Origin of the sequence: Pseudomonas tritici (assembly GCF_014268275.3) — a bacterium.
In the GTDB taxonomy this organism is placed as follows: domain Bacteria; phylum Pseudomonadota; class Gammaproteobacteria; order Pseudomonadales; family Pseudomonadaceae; genus Aquipseudomonas; species Aquipseudomonas tritici.
On sequence record NZ_CP077084.1, the window covers coordinates 4,126,349 to 4,145,933 of the forward strand.

17 protein-coding genes are annotated in these 19,585 nt (G+C 63.0%); 14 read left to right on the forward strand and 3 right to left on the reverse strand.

The window, feature by feature from the left end; all coding sequences use genetic code 11:
* The first annotated feature begins 127 nt into the window (after window positions 1-127).
* The 14 genes from HU722_RS18585 to HU722_RS18650 all read left to right on the forward strand — a co-directional run bounded on the left by HU722_RS18585 (window position 128) and on the right by HU722_RS18650 (window position 16,158).
* On the forward strand, window positions 128-1,297 hold the full coding sequence (locus HU722_RS18585) for an efflux RND transporter periplasmic adaptor subunit (protein WP_065875992.1): 1,170 nt from the start codon (window positions 128-130) through the stop codon (window positions 1,295-1,297).
* Window position 1,298: 1 nt separating this feature from the next.
* Window positions 1,299-3,269, forward strand: a complete 1,971-nt coding sequence (locus HU722_RS18590) for a MacB family efflux pump subunit (RefSeq protein WP_065880957.1) — start codon at window positions 1,299-1,301, stop codon at window positions 3,267-3,269.
* Entirely contained in the window at window positions 3,262-4,665 is a 1,404-nt protein-coding gene (locus HU722_RS18595) for an efflux transporter outer membrane subunit (protein WP_065890716.1), read from the forward strand. The genes HU722_RS18590 and HU722_RS18595 overlap by 8 nt, the downstream gene beginning before the upstream one ends.
* A gap of 104 nt (window positions 4,666-4,769) precedes the next feature.
* Window positions 4,770-5,567, forward strand: a complete 798-nt coding sequence (locus tag HU722_RS18600) for an alpha/beta fold hydrolase (RefSeq protein ID WP_065890715.1) — start codon at window positions 4,770-4,772, stop codon at window positions 5,565-5,567.
* A 60-nt stretch (window positions 5,568-5,627) separates the two neighbouring features.
* Window positions 5,628-6,398, forward strand: a complete 771-nt coding sequence (locus HU722_RS18605) for a FadR/GntR family transcriptional regulator (RefSeq protein WP_065875988.1) — start codon at window positions 5,628-5,630, stop codon at window positions 6,396-6,398.
* Between the two features lie 243 nt (window positions 6,399-6,641).
* Window positions 6,642-7,844 (forward strand): ABC transporter substrate-binding protein, encoded by a 1,203-nt coding sequence (locus HU722_RS18610; protein ID WP_065890714.1) that lies wholly within the window; start codon window positions 6,642-6,644, stop codon window positions 7,842-7,844.
* A 57-nt stretch (window positions 7,845-7,901) separates the two neighbouring features.
* Window positions 7,902-8,762, forward strand: a complete 861-nt coding sequence (locus HU722_RS18615) for a branched-chain amino acid ABC transporter permease (RefSeq protein WP_049712559.1) — start codon at window positions 7,902-7,904, stop codon at window positions 8,760-8,762.
* Window position 8,763: 1 nt separating this feature from the next.
* Window positions 8,764-9,774 (forward strand): branched-chain amino acid ABC transporter permease, encoded by a 1,011-nt coding sequence (locus HU722_RS18620; protein ID WP_065875986.1) that lies wholly within the window; start codon window positions 8,764-8,766, stop codon window positions 9,772-9,774.
* On the forward strand, window positions 9,771-10,520 hold the full coding sequence (locus HU722_RS18625; RefSeq protein WP_065880953.1) for an ABC transporter ATP-binding protein: 750 nt from the start codon (window positions 9,771-9,773) through the stop codon (window positions 10,518-10,520). The genes HU722_RS18620 and HU722_RS18625 overlap by 4 nt, the downstream gene beginning before the upstream one ends.
* A complete protein-coding gene (locus HU722_RS18630) occupies window positions 10,520-11,215 on the forward strand; it encodes an ABC transporter ATP-binding protein (protein WP_048719438.1) in 696 nt (231 codons plus the stop codon). The genes HU722_RS18625 and HU722_RS18630 overlap by 1 nt, the downstream gene beginning before the upstream one ends.
* A 13-nt stretch (window positions 11,216-11,228) precedes the next feature.
* On the forward strand, window positions 11,229-12,497 hold the full coding sequence (locus HU722_RS18635) for a Zn-dependent hydrolase (RefSeq protein ID WP_065890713.1): 1,269 nt from the start codon (window positions 11,229-11,231) through the stop codon (window positions 12,495-12,497).
* Window positions 12,494-13,897, forward strand: a complete 1,404-nt coding sequence (locus tag HU722_RS18640; protein ID WP_065890712.1) for an amidase — start codon at window positions 12,494-12,496, stop codon at window positions 13,895-13,897. The genes HU722_RS18635 and HU722_RS18640 overlap by 4 nt, the downstream gene beginning before the upstream one ends.
* A gap of 334 nt (window positions 13,898-14,231) precedes the next feature.
* Window positions 14,232-15,095: a LysR family transcriptional regulator gene (locus HU722_RS18645; RefSeq protein WP_065890711.1), complete on the forward strand. Its 864-nt coding sequence runs from the start codon at window positions 14,232-14,234 to the stop codon at window positions 15,093-15,095.
* 58 nt (window positions 15,096-15,153) lie between these two features.
* A complete protein-coding gene (locus HU722_RS18650) occupies window positions 15,154-16,158 on the forward strand; it encodes a LacI family DNA-binding transcriptional regulator (RefSeq protein ID WP_065875981.1) in 1,005 nt (334 codons plus the stop codon).
* Here the strand turns inward: HU722_RS18650 and HU722_RS18655 are convergent.
* The 3 genes from HU722_RS18655 to HU722_RS18665 form a co-directional block, all read right to left on the reverse strand.
* The gene (locus HU722_RS18655) at window positions 16,155-16,880 is read right to left on the reverse strand and encodes an SDR family oxidoreductase (RefSeq protein WP_065880948.1); all 726 of its coding nucleotides are present in this window, start codon (window positions 16,878-16,880) and stop codon (window positions 16,155-16,157) included. The genes HU722_RS18650 and HU722_RS18655 overlap by 4 nt on opposite strands.
* A gap of 76 nt (window positions 16,881-16,956) precedes the next feature.
* On the reverse strand, window positions 16,957-18,489 hold the full coding sequence (locus HU722_RS18660; protein WP_065890710.1) for an FGGY-family carbohydrate kinase: 1,533 nt from the start codon (window positions 18,487-18,489) through the stop codon (window positions 16,957-16,959).
* A 2-nt stretch (window positions 18,490-18,491) separates the two neighbouring features.
* The gene (locus tag HU722_RS18665; protein WP_065875978.1) at window positions 18,492-19,571 is read right to left on the reverse strand and encodes an alcohol dehydrogenase catalytic domain-containing protein; all 1,080 of its coding nucleotides are present in this window, start codon (window positions 19,569-19,571) and stop codon (window positions 18,492-18,494) included.
* Window positions 19,572-19,585: the final 14 nt, after the last annotated feature.

Sequence of the window (19,585 nt, forward strand, 5' to 3'; positions counted from 1 at the left end):
GGACGATTATTTTTCTTCAAAGGAGCTGTAACTGCTTATGTAACCGCCTAAATCCCCGCGCAATTCCCTCGTCTACTTGTCAGCTCCCCGCAACTGCGGTCCGAACTTTCCTGGCTGGAACCAAAGCATGAAACGCCCTCGACCTGCCCGACGCGCCTTGCTTGTTATCGCGTGCCTGATCCCCGTCATCGCCATCGCGGCCTGGCAAGTGCTGCCGCCGGGGCCCGACACCCTCACCACTGTGAGCGTCACCCGCGGCAATATCGAAAACAGCGTGACGGCCCTGGGCACCCTGCAACCCAGGCGTTATGTCGATGTAGGCGCACAGGCGTCCGGGCAGATCCGCAAGATCCACGTCGAGGCCGGCGATCAGGTCCAGGAAGGTCAGTTGCTGGTGGAGATCGACCCTTCCACGCAAAAAGCCAAACTCGACGCCAGCCGCTACGCCATCGAAAACCTCAAGGCTCAGTTGCAGGAGCAAAACGCCCAGCATGAGTTGGCACGCCAGAAGTACCAGCGCCAGCAGCGCCTGGCCGCCGGTAATGCGACCCGCGAAGAAGATGTACAAACCGCCAAAGCTGAATTGAGCGCTACAGCGGCCCGGGTCAGCATGTTCCAGGCGCAGATCCGGCAAGCCCAGGCCAGCCTGCGCAGCGATGAAGCGGAGCTGGGCTACACGCGCATCTATGCGCCGATGACCGGCACCGTAGTGGCGGTGGACGCGCGCGTTGGCCAGACCCTGAACGCCCAGCAGCAGACACCGCTGATCCTGCGCATCGCCAAACTGTCACCGATGACCGTCTGGGCGGAAGTCTCGGAAGCCGATATCGGCCACGTCAAACCGGGCATGACCGCCTATTTCACCACCCTGAGCGGCGGCAACCGGCGCTGGACCAGCACCGTGCGGCAGATCCTGCCGATCCCGCCCAAGCCCTTGAATGAAACCCAAGGCAGCGGTAGCCCCAACAGTTCCAGCAAAAGCGGCAGTGGCCGTGTGGTGCTGTACACCGTGCTGCTGGACGTGGACAACAGCGACAACGCGTTGATGGCGGAGATGACCACCCAGGTGTTTTTCGTCGCCAGCCAGGTCAAGGACGCCCTCACTGCACCGGTTGCCGCGCTGCGGGGCACGTCCAGTGCCGACCGCCAGATCGCCCGGGTCCTGACCAAAAGCGGCCGTATCGAAGAACGCCACGTGCACCTGGGCATCAGTGACCGCCTGCGCGTCCAGGTGCTCGACGGCCTGAACGAGGGCGATCAATTGGTGATCGGCCCGGCCGACGGCAACGGGGGTTAAGTTGACCACGCCCCTGATCGAACTCAAGAACATCCGCAAATCCTACGGCGGCGGCGACAGCCCGCAGGTCGACGTGTTGCGCGGCATCGACCTGTCGATTCATGCCGGGGAGTTCGTTGCCATCGTCGGCGCCTCGGGCTCCGGCAAGTCCACGCTGATGAATATCCTCGGCTGCCTCGACCGCCCAAGCGTCGGTGACTACCTGTTCGCCGGGGAAAACGTCGCGCACCTGGACAGTGACGAACTGGCCTGGCTGCGCCGCGAAGCCTTTGGCTTCGTGTTCCAGGGCTACCACTTGATTCCCTCCGGCTCGGCCCAGGAAAACGTCGAGATGCCGGCGATCTATGCCGGCATCAGCGCCACCGAGCGCCATGCCCGCGCCAACGCGCTGCTCACGCGCCTGGGCCTGGCCGACCGCACCGGCAACCGTCCGCACCAGCTTTCCGGCGGCCAGCAGCAACGCGTGTCCATCGCTCGCGCGTTGATGAACGGTGGCCACATCATCCTGGCCGATGAACCCACCGGCGCCCTCGACAGCCACAGCGGCGCCGAGGTCATGACCCTGCTCGACGAACTGGCCAGCCAAGGCCACGTGGTGATCCTGATCACCCACGACCGCGAAGTGGCGGCGCGGGCCAACCGCATCATCGAGATTCGCGATGGCTTGATCATCAGTGACTCGGCCGATGGCAGCGAAATAGCTCCTGCATTAGCCAACGGCGCCCTGCAAGCCGTTGACCTACGCCAACGCCTGGCCGACGGCGCCGAGCACAATGGCGCATGGAAAGCCGAATTGGTGGATGCCGTGCAAGCTGCCTGGCGGGTGATGTGGATCAACCGCTTCCGCACCGCGTTGACCCTGCTGGGCATCATTATCGGCGTGGCATCGGTGGTGGTGATGCTGGCGGTGGGCGAAGGCAGCAAGCGCCAGGTCATGGCGCAGATGGGCGCGTTCGGCTCCAACATCATCTACCTCAGTGGATCGTCGCCCAACCCGCGTACGCCGCCGGGGATCGTGACGCTCAATGACGTCCACGCACTGGCCGCCCTGCCTCAGGTGCAGCGCATCATGCCGGTCAACGGCAGCGAAGCCGGGGTGCGTTTTGGCAATGTCGACTACATGGCCTATGTGGGCGGCAATGACACCAACTTCCCGGAGATCTTCAATTGGCCGGTGGTCGAGGGCAATTATTTTACCGCCGAGGACGAGCGCGCCGCCGCCACGGTGGCGGTGATCGGGCATCGTGTGCGCGAGAAGCTGTTCAAGGGCGAGGTCGACCCCATCGGCCAGTACATCCTGATTGAGAACGTGCCGTTCCAGGTGATCGGCGTGCTGGCGGAAAAAGGCGCCAGCTCTGGCAACAAGGACAGCGACGACCGCATTGCCATTCCTTATACCGCCGCCAGCGTGCGCCTGTTCGGCAGCTATAACCCCGAATACGTGGTGATCGCGGCGGCTGATGCGCGCAAGGTCCACGAGGCCGAGCTGGCCATCGACCAGTTGATGCAAACGCTGCACAACGGCAAGCGCGATTACGAGCTGACCAACAACGCGGCGATGATCCAGGCCGAAGCACACACGCAGAACACGCTGTCGTTGATGCTCGGTTCGATTGCCGCGATTTCCCTGTTGGTGGGCGGTATCGGTGTGATGAACATCATGTTGATGACCGTGCGCGAACGTACCCGCGAAATCGGTATCCGCATGGCCACCGGCGCACGCCAGCGCGACATCCTGCGCCAGTTCCTTACCGAAGCGGTGATGCTCTCGGTGGTCGGCGGCCTGTGCGGCATCGCCCTGGCCCTGCTGGTGGGTGGCGTGCTGGTACTGGCCGAGGTGGCGGTGCAGTTTTCCCTGGTGGCGGTGTGTGGCGCATTTGGTTGCGCGCTGGTCACCGGCGTCGTATTCGGCTTTATGCCGGCCCGTAAAGCTGCCCGGCTCGATCCGGTTAAGGCGTTGACCAGTGAATAAACGATCCATCTACTTGCCCGGTTTGTGTGTGTTGCTCAGCGCCTGCGCCGGCAACCCACCGGCCATCCACACGGCTATTGCGCCGCCTGCCGCCTGGCAATACGCCGAGCGCGACGCCGCCCAGGCCACCAACCAGCAATGGTGGACACACTTCGCCAGCCCGCAGTTGAACCGTCTTATCGAGCAGGCCCGCCGTGACAGTTTCGACGTTGCCGCCGCCACGGCCCGTGTGCGCCAGGCGCAGGCCAGTGCGGTGATAGCCGGTGCGCCATTGTTGCCCGAGGTGAAGTTCAACCTCACGACCAGTCACCAGAAACTCATACGCGGCCCGGGTGGACCGGACCTGGATGCGTCCCAAAGCGACGACGCCGTCGACAACTTCGGCGCCAACCTCACCGCCAGCTACGAAGTGGACTTCTGGGGTGGCCGCGCCGCCGCCCGCGACAGCGCCCTGCACAGCCTGCGCGCCAGCGAGTTTGACCGGGCCACCGTGGAACTGACCCTGCTCAGCAGCGTGGCCGACCGCTACGCACAAACCCTCGCCGCCCACCAACGCCAGCAGATCGCCGAGCTGAACCTGGCCAATGCGCGCAACGTGCTCGACCTGGTACAGACGCGCTACGACGCCGGCTCCGCCACGGCCCTGGAACTGGCACAGCAAAAAAGCCTGGTGGCCAGCCAGCAACGCCAGTTGCCGCTGATCCAGCAACTGGCCGAAGAATCGCAGATCACCCTGGCCGCCCTGCTCGGCCAACCGGTGCAGGCGTTGGACCTGGGCGCCGAGCCCTTTCAGGCACTGACCTGGCCGACCATCGGCGCCGGCCTGCCCAGCCAACTGCTCAGCCGCCGGCCCGATATCGCCAAGGCCGAGGCGCAACTGGCGGCAGCACAGGCCGACGTCACCGTGGCCCGCGCGGCCATGCTGCCCGCCGTCACCCTTGGTGCAACCTTGGGCTCCGACGCCTACAAGGCCATGGATGTGCTGCGCAGCCCCTACTACACGCTGACCGCCGGCCTCGTCGGCCCGATCTTCAACAACGGCCGTTTAAGTGCTGAACGTGACAAGGCTCGCGCACGCCAGGATGAACTGCTGCAAACCTATCGCGGCGCGATCATCAATGGCTTTGCCGATGTGGAAAAAGCCCTCAGCGGCATCACCCGCCTCGACCAGCAACGCGAATGGCAAAGTGAAGAGCTGAAACAGGCCCAGACCGCGTTCCAGATCGCCGAAAGCCGCTACCAGGCAGGTGCCGAAGACCTGCTCACGGTGCTGGAAACCCAGCGCACGCTGTACGCGGCCCAAGACCAGAATGTGCAACTGCGGCTGTCACGCCTGCAGGCCAGCATCGCGCTGTACAAGGCACTGGGCGGTGGCTGGCAGGCACAGATCCGATAAACAAAACTCCGATCTCGTACATTAGCTGTCTTTTCACCCTACATTCTTCGACCTGAGGTCCTTGGTAAAAAAGCCGCTATTACACGGCCGCCCAGGACCTCTCGATGACTGTTGCAAACTACCTGACGTGCGCCTGTCTCTGGCTGACGGCAAGCCTTGCCTCTGCCCAACCACTGATCCCTCCCACCACCATCGACTGGCTGCTGGACTGCCCCCTGCCCACCGTTGAGCGCCTGGACCCCGAGGTGCTGCAACGCACCCAATGCGGCATTGTGAACGTACCGCGCAATTACGCCGCGCCCCGGCAAGGCAGCTTGCGTCTCTACCTGACTCGCGTCGGCGCCCGTGACCCGCTGAACCGTGAAGGCGTGGTGTTTGCCCAGGCTGGCGACGCCGCCGCCAACAACCAGGGCGGCACCTTTGTCATTCACTTGACCAGCCTCTGGGGCGCCTACGCCAACCCCGCCTATCGCACGCTGGTCGACCGTTACGACGTGATCGAACTCAGCCCCCGCGACCTCAGCAACGACAACGGCATCGAACAGGCCGCCCAGGACATGGAGTACGTCCGCAGGCAACTTGGCGACGCCCAACTGCTCTACCTGGGCAATGACAACGCCGCCCGCCTGGGTAGCCGTTACGCTGCGCTGTTTCCCGATCGCGTGGCGCGCATGGTGCTGGTCAACGCGCAACAGGCCGAAGAAGCGGCTTCGCCGGTCGAGCAACTGCGGCTGAAAGAACCCGTCAAGCACGCCGCCAGCAGTTGCATCAACCGCTGGGTCGCAGACTTCCTGGTCTTTGGCAAGCAGCCACCGCCGTCCACCCGTTGCCTTGACTCAGGTAACCGCGGAGCAGACACCCGTTTGCGACCTGTTGCCATCGAAAACGACACGTGGCGTTGACGCTGCATCCCGATCGCTATTAAGTGCTATTTATCCGCATTAATACGATAAATCGAACCCATGCTAAGTCGCCCGCTCCGACGCAAACGCCAGAAGCTGTCCGATGTGATTGTCGAGTCGGTCAAGCGCTCCATCGTCACCGACGCCTTGAAGCCCGGCGACCGTCTACCCACTGAACGTGAGCTGATGGAAAGCTTCCAGTGCTCCAAGGGCTCGGCCCGCGAAGCGCTCAAGGCCCTGGAAGTGGAAGGCCTGGTGAGCACACGCACCGGCCCCAGCGGTGGTGCTTACCTGAACCAGGCCGGCACTGAGCCCGCCAGCCGCGCGCTGCGCAACTACCTGCACTTCCAGCATTTGGATGGCGAGCAGGTGTACCAACTGCGCAAAGTCATCGAAGTGGAACTCGCGGTGTCGGTGCTCGGGCGCTTGAGCGAAGACGACTACCAGGCCCTGCAAGACAACGTGGATTTCTGCAGCGCCCCGGAAGACAGCGAGGCCGGCCAGCGCGAGCAACGCCTGGCGGAACTGGAGTTCCATAACCTGCTGGCCAAGGCCTGCCCCAATCCGTTGCTGAGTTTCATGGCGCAGTTTCTCAACGACCTGCTGCGCGACCTGGTGGTGTTGAAAAAGGCCTACAAGCCCAAGCGCAAGCAGTTCGACGCGGCCAACCTGGATTATCACAAACAGTTGCTGATCGCCTTTCGTGCCGGGGATGAACGCGCGGTGCGCGGTTTGATGCATGAGCACATGTGCGATGCGGAACACCATATGACGGCGCTGGAAGGTGAAGTCAGCCCGCATTTTCTGCTGGAGTTCGATCACAACCACTGAAAACACCGCGGTACCTACTGTGGAAACCCGATCAATGTGGGAGCTGGCTTGCCTGCGATGCAGGCACCTCGGTGTTCAGTTACACCGAGTCGATGCGATCGCAGGCAAGCCAGCTCCCACAGTTGACCGGGTTCCAACCCTCAGACCGTTTCACCCAATTCAATAACAGGCCTGCCCACAGGCCCTTGCTCCACCGTATCGCCCTTGCCACTCCTGCCAATAACTAAACCAGGGAGTCACCCCATGCAGCGTCGTACGTTGTTGAAAGCCAGTCTCACCGCAGCCGCCGCCCTCAGCCTCCCGCTGAGTATCCGGTCGGCATTCGCCGCCGAGCCCTTTACCTTTTACGGCCTCAAGTCCATGTCTGGCGCCTTTGCCAGCTATGGCAAATTTGCCGACATGGGTTCGCGCCTGGCGGTGGAACAGCACCCCGAACTGCTCGGCCGGCCACTGAACTACAAAGTCATCGACACCGAAGGCAACGCCGGCAAGGCCGTGCGCAAGGTGCAGGAAGCCATCCAGCAGGACGGCGCGCGGTTCTTCCAGGGCTGCACGCTGTCGTCGTCGGCACTGGCGGTGGCCAAGGAAGTCGATAAAGTCGGCGGTGTGTTCATGACCCCGGTCGGCGCCGACGAAGTCACCGGCAAGGATTGCAACCTCGCGACCTTCCGCTGGTCGGTGCCCACCTACGGTGCGATCCGCGAAACCATGGTGCCGCTGATCAAACTGCTGCCGGACGCCAAGCGCTGGTACACCATCACCCCGCAATACGTGTTCGGCGAAGCGCTGCTTGAAGGCGCAAAAACAGTGCTCAAGGAAAACGGCCTGGAACACATCGGCAACAGCTACCACTCACTGCAAGAACAAGAATTCTCCGGCTACCTGACCAACGCCATCGCCGCCAAGCCCGATGTACTGGTGCTGCTCAACTTCGGCAGCCAGTCGTCCAACACCCTGCGCCAGGCGGTGAACTTCGGCATCAAGGAGCGCATGAAAGTGCTGCTGGTATGGTCCGCCGGCCTCGACCAATTCCAGGAGTTGGGCAGCGATGTGCTTGAAGGCGTGTACCTCGGCGCGCAGTACTGGCACCAGGTCGACACCCCGCTCAACCGCGAACTGGTCAAGCTGACCCAGGCCAAGTACGGCATCAACCCCACCTACCCGCTGGCCGCTGACTACATCAGCACCAAGGTCATGCTCGAAACCATCATTAGCACCGGCAGCTTCGACGGTAAAACCGTGGCCAAAGCCATGCAGGGCTTGAGTTTTGAAGGCCCGACCGGCAAGGAATCGATCCGCGCTGGCGACCACCAAGTGATCAAGGATTACTACCTGCTGATCGGCAAGGCCACCGGCGACATGGCCGACAAGGACGACCTGGCCAAAGTGCTCAGCGCCGGCCAGTCGTTCCCGCCAGTGGAAGCCACGGGCTGCACGCTCGGCTGATCCCCTGAATTTGGTAGCGCAGGGCCGTGCGAGCGGCCTCCTGCAGAGGGTTCCTGCATGCTTAATCTTTACCTGTTCCAGATACTCAACGGCCTTGGATTGGGGATGATCTACTTCCTGATCGCGGTCGGGCTGACGATCATTTTCGGCCTGCTCAACTTCGTCAACTTCGCCCACGGCGCGTTCTTCTTGCTGGGCGCCTACATCTGCTACACCGCCGTGAGCCTCACCGGCAATTTCTGGCTGGCGCTGTTGATCGCCCCGCTGGTGGTGGCCGCGTTGGCCTGGGCCATCGAGCGATTATTGATCCAGCGGATTTACCACTTGCCGCACATGTTCCAGATCCTGGTGACCTTGGGCATCGCGCTGATCATCCAGGAAGCCAGCGTGATGATCTGGGGGCCGGTGGGCAAGAGCGTCGCCGTGCCTGAGCTGCTGCGCGGCGTGCTGGTGGTGGGTGACTTCGTCTACCCCTATTACCGCCTATTCCTCATCGTGTTTTCCGGGCTGGTCGGCCTGGGCCTGTGGCTGCTGTTGGAACGCACGCGCTTCGGCGCCCTGGTACGGGCAGGCAGTGAGAGCACCGAAACCGTCTCGTTGCTGGGCACCAATATTTTCCGCCTGTTCTCCATGACCTTCGCACTTGGCGTTGCCCTGGCCGGCATGGCCGGTGTGCTGTTCGCGCCGTTGCGCGGCGCCCAGCCCTTCGTCGGCCCGGAAATTCTCGGGGTGGCGTTTGTGGTCGTGGTGATCGGCGGCATGGGTTCGTTCAGCGGTGCGCTGGTCGGCGGTTTGCTGGTGGGCGTGGTGCAAAGCCTGATGACCACACTTTGGCCCCAGGGCGCGAGCCTGATGATCTACGGCGCAATGGCCGTGGTGATTCTGGTACGTCCTTACGGCCTGTTTGGGAGAGCCTGACATGAGCGAGAAAAACCCCCTGCCGTTTGCCAAGACGCAATCGCGCGCGATGTTGCTGTGGGTATTGGCAGTGCTGATTGGCCTGCCCTTGATACTGCCCTCGGCGACCCTGGCCACCGAGATCCTGATCTTTGCCATGGCCGCCCTCGCCTGCAACTTGCTGCTGGGTTACACCGGGCTACTGTCCTTCGGCCAAGGCATCTTCTTTGGTGCCGGCGCGTATTGTGCGGCGTTGCTGATGATCCACCTGCAAATGGGTTTGTTCACGGCGCTGCTCGGCGCCGCCGTTGCCGGTGGGTTCCTGGCCTTGTTGGTGGGCGCCCTGGCGATCCGCCGTACCGGCATCTACTTCGTGATGCTGACCCTGGCATTCAGCCAAATGGCTTACTTCGTCGCCTATACGCTCAGTGACTGGACCGGCGGCGACAACGGCCTGCTCAGCGTGCCACGCCCGGAAATCCGCCTCGGTGACACCGTGTTGCTGTCGCTGGCCGACGCCCGCGCCTTCTACGGCTTTGTCGCGGTACTGTTCCTGCTGATCTTTATCGGCGCACGCCGAGTGATCGCCTCACCGTTCGGCAGCACGCTGATGGCGATCCGCGAAAACGAAACCCGTGCCTCGGCCATCGGCTACGACACGCGGCATTTCAAAATCCTGGTGTTTGTACTGTCCGGCGCGGTCACCGGGGTTGCCGGCGCGCTGTACGCCATGCTGCTGCACTTTGTGCCGCTGTCGAATATCGACCTGATGATGTCCGAGAACATCCTGATCATGACCATCGTCGGCGGCACGGGCTCGTTGTTCGGCTCATTGCTGGGCGCCGGTTCCATCGTGCTGCTGGGGGATTTCCTCTCCGACCTGTGGCCGCGCTGGCTGATGCTGCTGGGGGTGATTTTGATCCTGGTGGTGATCTTCATGCGCGGTGGTTTGTGGGGCGGCCTGGTGTCGCTGTTTGAACGGGTGCGAGGCAGTCGCAAGGCCGCCGCTGTCGCCAAGGAGGACGTGCTATGAGCATCCTGCTGGAAACCAAAGACTTGGAACTGGCCTACGGTGCCTTTCATGCGGTGAATGGCGTAAACCTCAAGGTCGAAGCCGGCACCATCCACACCATCATTGGCCCCAACGGCGCGGGCAAGACCAGCCTGTTCCACTGCCTCACCGGTGAGCGCCAGGCCACCGCCGGGGCGATTCATTTCGACGGCAGGAACCTGATGCGCAAACCGGCCCATGCCCGTGTCGGCCTGGGCATGGCGCGCTCGTTCCAGCTTACCAGCCTGTTCCAGAACCTCAGCGTGCGCGAAAACCTGCGCCTGGCCGCCCAAGGCCGCGATGGTGTGCGCGCCCTGAATTTCTGGCGCCGCGTGGACAGCAAGCGCGAACACCTGGAGATGGCCGACCACGTGCTGGAACGGCTGCAACTCACCGCCCGCGCCGACACCCTGGCCGGCGAGTTGTCCCACGGCCAGCAACGCGTGCTGGAGGTGGGCATGTCGATCTGCTCCAAACCCAAACTGTTGATGCTCGACGAGCCCACCTCGGGCATGGGCATCGACGACATCCCGATCATGACCCAACTGATCAGCGACCTCGGCCGCGACCACACGGTGCTGTTGATCGAACACAACATGAGCATTGTCATGTCCATCAGCCAACGCATCACGGTGATGAGCCACGGGCAGATCCTGGTGGAAGGCACGCCGGAATTCGTGCGGGCCGATGAACGTGTGCGCAGTGCGTACCTTGGGGAGGCTGCCTGATGCTGATCGTCGAGAATATCCATTCCTACTACGACAAGAGCCACGTGCTGGAAGGCGTGTCGCTGACCGTAAACCCTGGCGAGCTGGTGACGCTGCTGGGCCGCAACGGCGCCGGCAAGACCACGACGCTGCGCAGCATCCTCGGGATTATTTGCCCACGCCAGGGCCAGATCCATTTCAACGGCCAGGCACTGGTGGGCCAGAAGATCTTTGAAATTGCTCGCCAGGGCCTGGCGCTGGTACCGGAGAACCGCGGAATTTTCCGCCTGCTGACCGTCGAAGAAAACCTGCGCATCGCCGCACGCAAGACCAGCCGCTGGCAGCTCGAAGACGTCTACGGCATGTTCCCGCGCCTCAAGGAGCGGCGTAAAAACGCCGGCCATGCGCTTTCTGGCGGCGAGCAACAAATGCTCGCCATCGCCCGTGCGCTGCTCAACGATCCAAAGTTGCTGATCCTTGATGAGCCCACCGAAGGCCTGGCCCCGGTGATCGTCGACGAGTTGGTGAAGATCCTGCGCAAGGTCAAGGACGACGGCCTGCCGGTGTTGCTGGTGGAACAGAACCTGATGGTCTGCGACAAGCTCGCCGACCGCCATTACGTGCTCGAACAAGGCCGCGTGGTCTACGAGGGCAGCGCCGCCGCCTTTCGCGCCGACCCGACCATCAAAAACCGCTATTTGGCCCTGAGTGCCTGACCGGAGACTGCTGATGAATAGTTTTGCGCAACCGCTCAAGAGCAACGCCCCGCTGATCAACCGCGACCGCCTGTGGCAATCCTTGATGGACCTGGCCCAGCTTGGCGCCACGGCCAAAGGCGGCGTGTGCCGCCTGGCCCTCACCGATCTGGACCGCCAGGCCCGCGACCTGTTTGTGCAATGGTGTGAGGCGGCCGGGTGCAGCGTCAGTGTCGACGCCATCGGCAATATTTTCGCGCGCCGCGCCGGGCGCAATCCTACCCTGCCCCCGGTGATGACCGGCAGCCATATCGACACCCAGCCCACCGGCGGCAAGTTCGACGGTTGCTACGGGGTGATGGCCGGGCTGGAAGTGATCCGCACCCTCAATGATTTGAACATCGAAACCGAAGCGCCGATTGAAGTGGTGGTATGGACCAACGAAGAAGGCTCGCGCTTCCCGCCGTGCATGATGGGTTCGGGGGTGTTTGCCGGTAAATTCGATTTACAGAACACCCTCGACAAGCTCGACGACCAAGGCCTGTCAGTGGGCGCCGAGTTGCAGCGCATCGGCTATGCCGGTGCCCGGGCGGTGCTCGGCCACCCGGTGGGTGCGTATTTCGAAGCCCATATCGAACAAGGTCCGGTGCTGGAAGACCAGGCCACCACGATTGGCGTGGTCATGGGTTGCCTGGGCCAGAAGTGGTTCGACCTGACCTTAACCGGCGTCGAAGCCCACGCCGGCCCGACGCCGATGCACCTGCGCAAGGACGCCCTGGTTGGCGCCGCCGAGGTGGTTAGCGCGGTCAACCGTATCGCCCATCAACAACAACCCCACGCCTGTGGCACGGTCGGTTGCCTGAGCCTGCACCCGGGATCGCGCAATGTCATTCCTGGCCAAGTGCACATGACCATCGACCTGCGCCACCTGCAGGCGGACACGCTGCACGCCATGGTCGATGAAGTGCGCGGCGTGATCGAAGCCACCGCCAAAAGGCACGGCCTCACCTTTGAGCTGACGCCGACGGCTGACTTTCCGCCGCTGGACTTCAACCCGCTCTGCGTCAACGCGGTGCGCGACGCGGCGGGTGTGTTGGGCTTGAGCCATATGGATATCGTCAGCGGCGCCGGGCACGACGCGATTTTCGTCGCTGAGTTGGGCCCTGCCGGGATGATCTTTGTGCCGTGCGAAGGCGGCATCAGCCATAACGAAATCGAAAACGCCGCGCCGGATGACCTGGCGGCGGGCTGCGCGGTATTGCTGCGGGCCATGGTCAATGCGGCTCAGGGGGATGTGGCATGAGTGAGATCGGCGAACTGACGGCAGTGCAACTGCTGCAGCATTTTCGCGACAAGAGCCTGTCGCCGGTGGAAGTCACCGAGGATGCCTTGCTGCGTATCGAACGCTATAACCCAGTGGTAAACGCCTACTGCCACGTGGACCCCGAAGGCGCGCTGAACGCAGCGCGTGCTTCCGAACAACGCTGGCTCGACGGCCAACCCTGCGGCGCGTTGGACGGCGTGCCGGCGTCGATCAAAGACCTCACGCTGACGATCGGCATGCCCACCCGCAAGGGCTCGCGCACCACATCCGCCGAGGGCCCATGGGACATCGACGCGCCCTTCACCGCCTTTATGCGCAAGGCCGGCGCGGTGCTGCTGGGCAAGACCACCACCCCGGAATTCGGCTGGAAAGGCGTCACCGACAACCCGCTCTACGGCGTCACCCGCAACCCCTGGGACACACGCACCACGGCCGGCGGTTCGTCCGGCGGCGCAGGGGCAGCGGCCGCATTGAACCTCGGTGTGTTGCACCAGGGCAGCGATGCGGGCGGTTCGATCCGGATTCCCTGTGCATTCACGGGCACCTTCGGGATCAAGCCCACCTTCGGTTATGTGCCGCAATGGCCGGCCAGCTCCATGACCATCCTCTCGCACCTGGGGCCGATGACCCGCACGGTGGAAGACAGCGTGTTGATGCTGCAGACCATCGCCCAGCCGGATGCGCGCGATGGCTTGGTCGGTGCGCCACGCACCACGCCATGGCTCATGCCGGGTACGGATCTGAAAGGTTTGCGGGTCGCCTATAGCCCGAACTTCGGTTACGTTGACGTCGACCCGCACGTGGCCAAGGTCGTCGCTCAAGCGGTGGCAGGGCTGGTGCAACTGGGCGCCCATGTCGAGCAAATCGACCCCGGCTTCAGTGACCCGCTGGAAGTCTTCAGCACCCTGTGGGCCGCCGGCGCCGCACGCCTGACCGGGAGCATGAGCGAGGCGCAAAAGCAGCTGCTCGATCCTGGTTTGCTGCGCATCGCACAACGCGGCGAACGCTTGAGCCTGGATGACTTCAACGCGGCCCTCGAAGCGCGCGCAGCCCTGGTGGCGCGCATGGCCGCATTCCATGAGCATTACGACGTGCTGGTGTCGCCGATGATGCCGATCACCGCGTTCGACGCCGGGCACGACGTGCCACCGGGTTCGGGTTTGCAGGAATGGACGCAGTGGACGCCGTTCACCTACCCCTTCAACCTGACGCAGCAACCGGCAGCTTCGGTGCCGTGCGGGTTGGCGGCGAATGGTTTGCCAGTGGGGTTGCACGTGGTGGGCGCGCGGTTTGCGGATGAAAAGGTTTTGCGGGTGTGCCAGGTGTACGCCAAAGCATTCCCTACCCCGCACTTGCAGGCACCAAAAAACCCAGTCTGAAATGCAATCTACTGTGGGAGCTGATTTGCCTGCGATAGCCGTGCATCAGTGACAACTGGATTGACTGAATCACCGCCATCGCAGCATAGGTATCTACACATCTTGGGGGCCCCCTCTGCGTAGCAGCTGTCGAGCCCTGGCGAGGCTGCGTTTGCGGGCTGTCTGACACACCGCTGACGCAGCCTCGCCAGGGCTCGACAGCTGCTACGCAATTTCACGTTGAAGATGTGTAGATACTTATGGCTATCGCAGCGGTTCGACGACTCGACAAGCCTGCTCCCACAGGTTTGACCACATTCCACTACAATGCCCCCCATTAATCCCCGGGGGCTTCATGGACATCGAACTGGCACGCACTTTCCTCGAAATCACCCGCTGCGGCAGCCTGGCTGCGGCGGCCGAGAAACTGCACGTCACCCAAACCGCTATCACCGCGCGGGTCAAGAGCCTCGAAAGCCAATTGGGCAGCACGCTGTTCATCCGCAACCGCGCCGGCGCACGCCTGACCGCCGACGGCGAAGCCTTCGTGGTGTACGCCAACCAATTGCTGCAAACCTGGGAAGCCGCGCGCCGCGACCTGCCGCTGCCGGATGGCTATCGCAATGTGCTGCATATCGGCGGCGAGGTCAGCCTGTGCAACCCGTTGATGCTCGGCTGGGCCCAGGCGCTGCGCCAACATATTCCGGGCCATGCGCTGCGTACCGAAATCCGCGAAGGCGAGTACCTGTTGCGCCAGCTGGAACTGGGCGTGCTCGACGCCGCGCTGGTGTTCCAGCCGCAATACTGGCCGGGGTTGCAGGTGGAGCAGGTGCTGGAAGAAAAACTGATCCTGGTGCAGTTGGTGAGCAATCCGGCCCCCTACGTGTATATCGACTGGGGCCCAGGCTTTCGTCAGCAGCATGACGCCGCCCTGCCCGACAAGGCCCGCGCCGCGCTGAGTTTCAACCTCGGGCCACTGGCGTTGCAGTACATCCTGGAAAACGGCGGCGCCGGCTACTTCCGTACTCGCGTGGTGCAGAGCTACCTGGACAGTGGCGTGATGCAGCGCGTGCCCAAGGCGCCGGAGTTCAGCTTCCCCACTTACCTGGTGTATTCACGGGCGCGGGATTCGGCGGTGTTGCAACAGGCACTGGGGTTGTTGCGCGAAGTGGTCAAGGCTGAAACTGACTGGTCGCAGCGCTGGGACCCATTGATTTGAATCACCCTACCCCCGCGCGCATGCTAGCCTGCGGGTGTTTCCTTTTGCAGCCTTACCGATGAACAAGAAAAAGTCCGTCACCATCAGCGACATCGCCAAACGGGTCGGCATGACCACCATCACGGTGTCCCGCGCGCTGAGCAAACCCGACCTGGTCAAACCGGCCACCTTGGCGCGCATCCTCGAAGTAGCGCGGGAGCTGGACTACGTGCCCAACGCCTTCGCGCGCGGGCTCAAGCGCAGCGAAAGCCTGATCATCGGCGTGATCACCGCCTCAGTGGACAACCCGTTCTACAGCGAAATGATCAAGGCGATTTCCCGCGAGGCCAAGCAGCACGGCTACACCATCATGCTGGTAGACACCGACGAACTGGAAGAACTGGAAAGCAAAGCCGTGGACACCCTGTTGGGCTACCGCGTGGCGGGGATCATCCTGTCGCCGGTCTCGGACGAGCCAAGCTACCAGCCCGACTACCTTGAACGCCTGGGCAACGGCAAGACCCCGGTGGTGCTGCTTGATCGCACGATTCACGACAGCCCGTTCAGCCGTGTAGTGCTGGACAACTATCACAGCGGCATCCAGGCCGCGCACTACCTGCTGCGCCAGACACCCGCGCTCAAGCGCCTGCTGGTGCTGACGGGTCCCGAACACTCACGCATCACCGTCGAACGCCTCAAGGGCCTGCGTGAAGTACTGGCCGAACATCCCCAGGTGCAGGTCGAGGTGCAGGCAGGCGACTACACGCTGATGCCGTCGTACCTGCACACCCTCGACTACCTGGCCGAACACTCGGCGCCGGATGCGATCATGGGCTTCAACCAGTTGATCACCCTCGGTGCCCTGCGCGCGTTGCGCATGCACAACATCCCCCACGACAGCCTGACCATTTGCGGCATCGATCGCCTGCCCTTCGCTGATATCTTCGGCGTGCCCATCGCCTGCGTGGCCCACGACGCGTCCTTGGCCGGCAGCAGCGCGGTACGCCTGTTGCTCGACCGCCTCGAAGACCCGTTCAAACCACGGGACAAGGTGGTGATAGCCGGCCGGTTGGAAAACGGCTAGCGGCTGGTGTAGCCACCGTCGATGGGCAGGCTGACGCCGCTGATCATGCTGGCGGCGCGGCTCAGCAGGAACAGCACCGGCAGCGCAACTTCCACGGTTTCAGCGAAGCGTCCCAAGGGAATAGCCGCCAGCGCCGGATCGCGCTTGGCCGGCTCGGACCAGGCCATGGTCGCCATCGGTGTGAGCGTGACCGTAGGATTGACGCTGTTGACGCGAATCCCAAAACGGCCCCACTCGGCGCATTGCACGCGGGTGATCGCATCCAGCGCGGCCTTGGACGCGCAGTAGCCGAGGTGATCGTCCAGGGCCACCAGCGAGGCCTGGCTGGAGACGTTGACGATGCTACCGGCGATGTGTGCCTCGATCATTTTGGCGGCCACGCGGCTGGCGACTTGCGCGGCGGCGCGAGCGTTGACGTTCATCACTTGGTCGAACGCGTCGGCGCTGATCGCGGCGGCGGGTTCCAGGCGCGAGATGCCGGCGCAGTTGACCAGGCCGTGCAGCGGCGGCAGGTCTTGCAGGGCTTTGTCGAGGGCGGTGCTGTCGGCGATGTCCAGGCAGAGGGTGTGGCAGCCGAGTTGGGCCAGGGCTTGGGCGTCGCGGCCGAGGGCAAAGACGTCGGCGCCGCTGGCAATCAGCTGCAGCGCGATCTCGCGGCCGATGCCACTGCTGGCGCCGGTGACGAGGATGCGGTGGTGGGTGAAGTCAAAGGCTGCGTTCATGAATAGAGATCTCAAAAACAATGAAGATCCAATGTGGGAGCTGGCTTGCCTGCTCCCACATTTGGACTGTGTTGAATCAGCTCGTTTGCAGGTTATGCATGATCGGTTTCAGGGCGGGATACAGCTTCAAATACTCGGCAAACGCCCGGTCATAAACCCCGACGTTTTCAACCTTTGGCTCCGCCCGCAGCGCCAGCTGCACCCACCCTTTATCCATCTCCCCATCACTTACCAATCCCACCGTATGCGCCGCCAACAACGCCGCACCCAACGCAGCTTCTACCTCCTGAACGATGGTGTACACCGGGTACTGCGTGATATCCGCGATGATCTGCATCCACAAATCCGAATGGCTCGCGCCACCCACCACGATCAAACGCGGGTCCAGGGAATGCGCCCCGCGAGTGCCCGCTTCGATGTTATGCCGCAGGGCAAAACTCACCCCCTCCAGCACCGCGCGGTACAGGTGAATGCGGCTGTGATACAGGTTCAAGCCGACAAAACTGCCACTCGCGCGGTCATCCCACACCGGGCTGCGCTCGCCCATCAGGTACGGCAGGAACAACAGGCCCTCACTGCCCGCCGGAATGCTCATCGCGCTCTGTTCCAGCAGCGCCAGGCTGTCCTGGCTGGTGGCCTTGGCCTGTAGCTCTTCAGCCTGGCAGAACTGCTCGCGAAACCAGCTGACCGAGGCACCGGCCGTGATCGCACCGCCGAATATGTACAGGTCCCGGTGGCCGTTATAGACGTGGGGCATGCTCACCAAGCCGTGGTGTGCATCCACCTGTTGGTTCAGGTAACCCCAGCACATGCTGGTGCCGATCATCGCCACGTGATTGCCCGGCTGAGTCACGCCCGCTGCCAAGGTGGCCATGGCCGCATCGACGCCACCGGCCAGGATCGGCGTGCCGGCTTGCAGGCCCAGGCGCAATGCCCAGTCTTGCAACAAGCCACCGACCACTTCACCGGAATACACCAGGCGTTCAGGCATCATCGCCTGCGGTATGCCCAGTGCATCAAGCATCTCGCCGGACCAATCACGCGCTTTCACATCGTAGACACCACCGATGTTGCCGGCGCTGCTATGGTCCACCGCCAACTCACCCGTGAGGCACCAGTTGATATAGCTGTTGGGCGGCAGCAGGTAGCGGGTTTTCGCCCACACCTGAGGCTGGTGCTGCTTGAGCCAGAGCATCTTGGTGAAACCGTAGTAGCTGTCCACCGAGTTGCCGGTGACCTCGAACAAACGCTCCAGGTCCACCTGCTCGCGCACCCAGGCCACCTGCTCGCCGGCGCGGCGGTCCATCCAGATCAGGCACGGGTGCAGCGGTGTGATCTGTGCATCCACCGCAATTCCCGAACCGCCATACAGGCTGCTGATGCACAGCGCCTTGACCTGCTGCGCCGCCACGCCCGCCTTGCCCATGCACTGCGCGACACAGGCTTCGACGGCGTCCAGCCAGACCTGCGGCCATTGTTCGGCCCAGCGCACTTTCGGGGTATCTACGCGATACCCCTGGCTGTGCTGGGCGATGATCGTGCCTTGACCATCCACCAGCAGCGCCTTGGTGCTCTGGGTTCCTATGTCGACACCCATCACGTAGTTCATGCTCAGGCCACCGGCTTCAACAGCACCTTGATTGACTTGGTCGAGTTGGCCAGCTCAAACGCTTCGGCGTAGTCATCCAACGGGAAATCGTGGGTAACGATGCCCTTGGAAGTGACCAGGCCACGTTCGAACAGGTCGATGGCGATCGGGTAGCAGTAAGGCCCGAGGTGGGCACCGCGCACGTCCAGCTCCTTGCGGTCGCCGATGATCGACCAGTCGACCGTGGTTTCGGCGCCAAACACGCTGAACTCGACGAAGCGCCCGAGCTTGCGGATCAAGTCCAGGCCCTGGGTGACGCCGGCCGGTACGCCGGTGGTTTCGATGTACACGTCGCAACCGTAATTGTCGGTGAGGCCATTGATGATCTCGCGGGCGTTGTCGCGTGACGGGTTGATCACCACGTCGGCGCCGAATTTTTTCGCCAGTTCCAGACGCTCGTCGACCATGTCGATCACCACCAGTTTCTTCGGGGTTTTCAACGCGGCAACCTGGACCATGCACAAGCCAAGGGTGCCGGCACCGGCGATGACCACCACGTCGTCAAGCTGGACATCGCCACGGTTGACGGTGTGGATCGAGCAGGCCATTGGCTCCACCAGAGCCGAGTCTTCCAGCGACACCGATTCAGGGATCTTGTGCACGATGGCGGTCTTGGGAATGCGCATGTACTGGGCCATGCCGCCTTCGGCCACTTCACGCTGGAAGCCGAAGATGTTGTGCACTTCGCACATCCAATACTTGCCGGATTTGCAGAAGCGGCACTTGCCGCAGGGCACGATCTGTTCGGCAATCACCTTGTCGCCTACCGCGACGTCGAAGTGCTCCTCGCCGCCCTCGCCGACCTCCACCACATAGCCAAAAAACTCGTGGCCCGGCACCACCGGTGCCTTGACCCACGGGTTGTCGCCCCCCCAGAACATGGCCGCGCCCGAGTGGCACTTGCAGTCACTGGCGCAGATGCCACAGGCGGCGATGCGAATCACCAGTTCATTGGCGCGTGCCTGAGGTTTGCCGATGCGTTCCAGGCGGTAGTCTTTGGGGCCGTGGCAGACGACGGCTTGCATTTCGGTGTGCTTATCCATGGTGTCTGATCCCG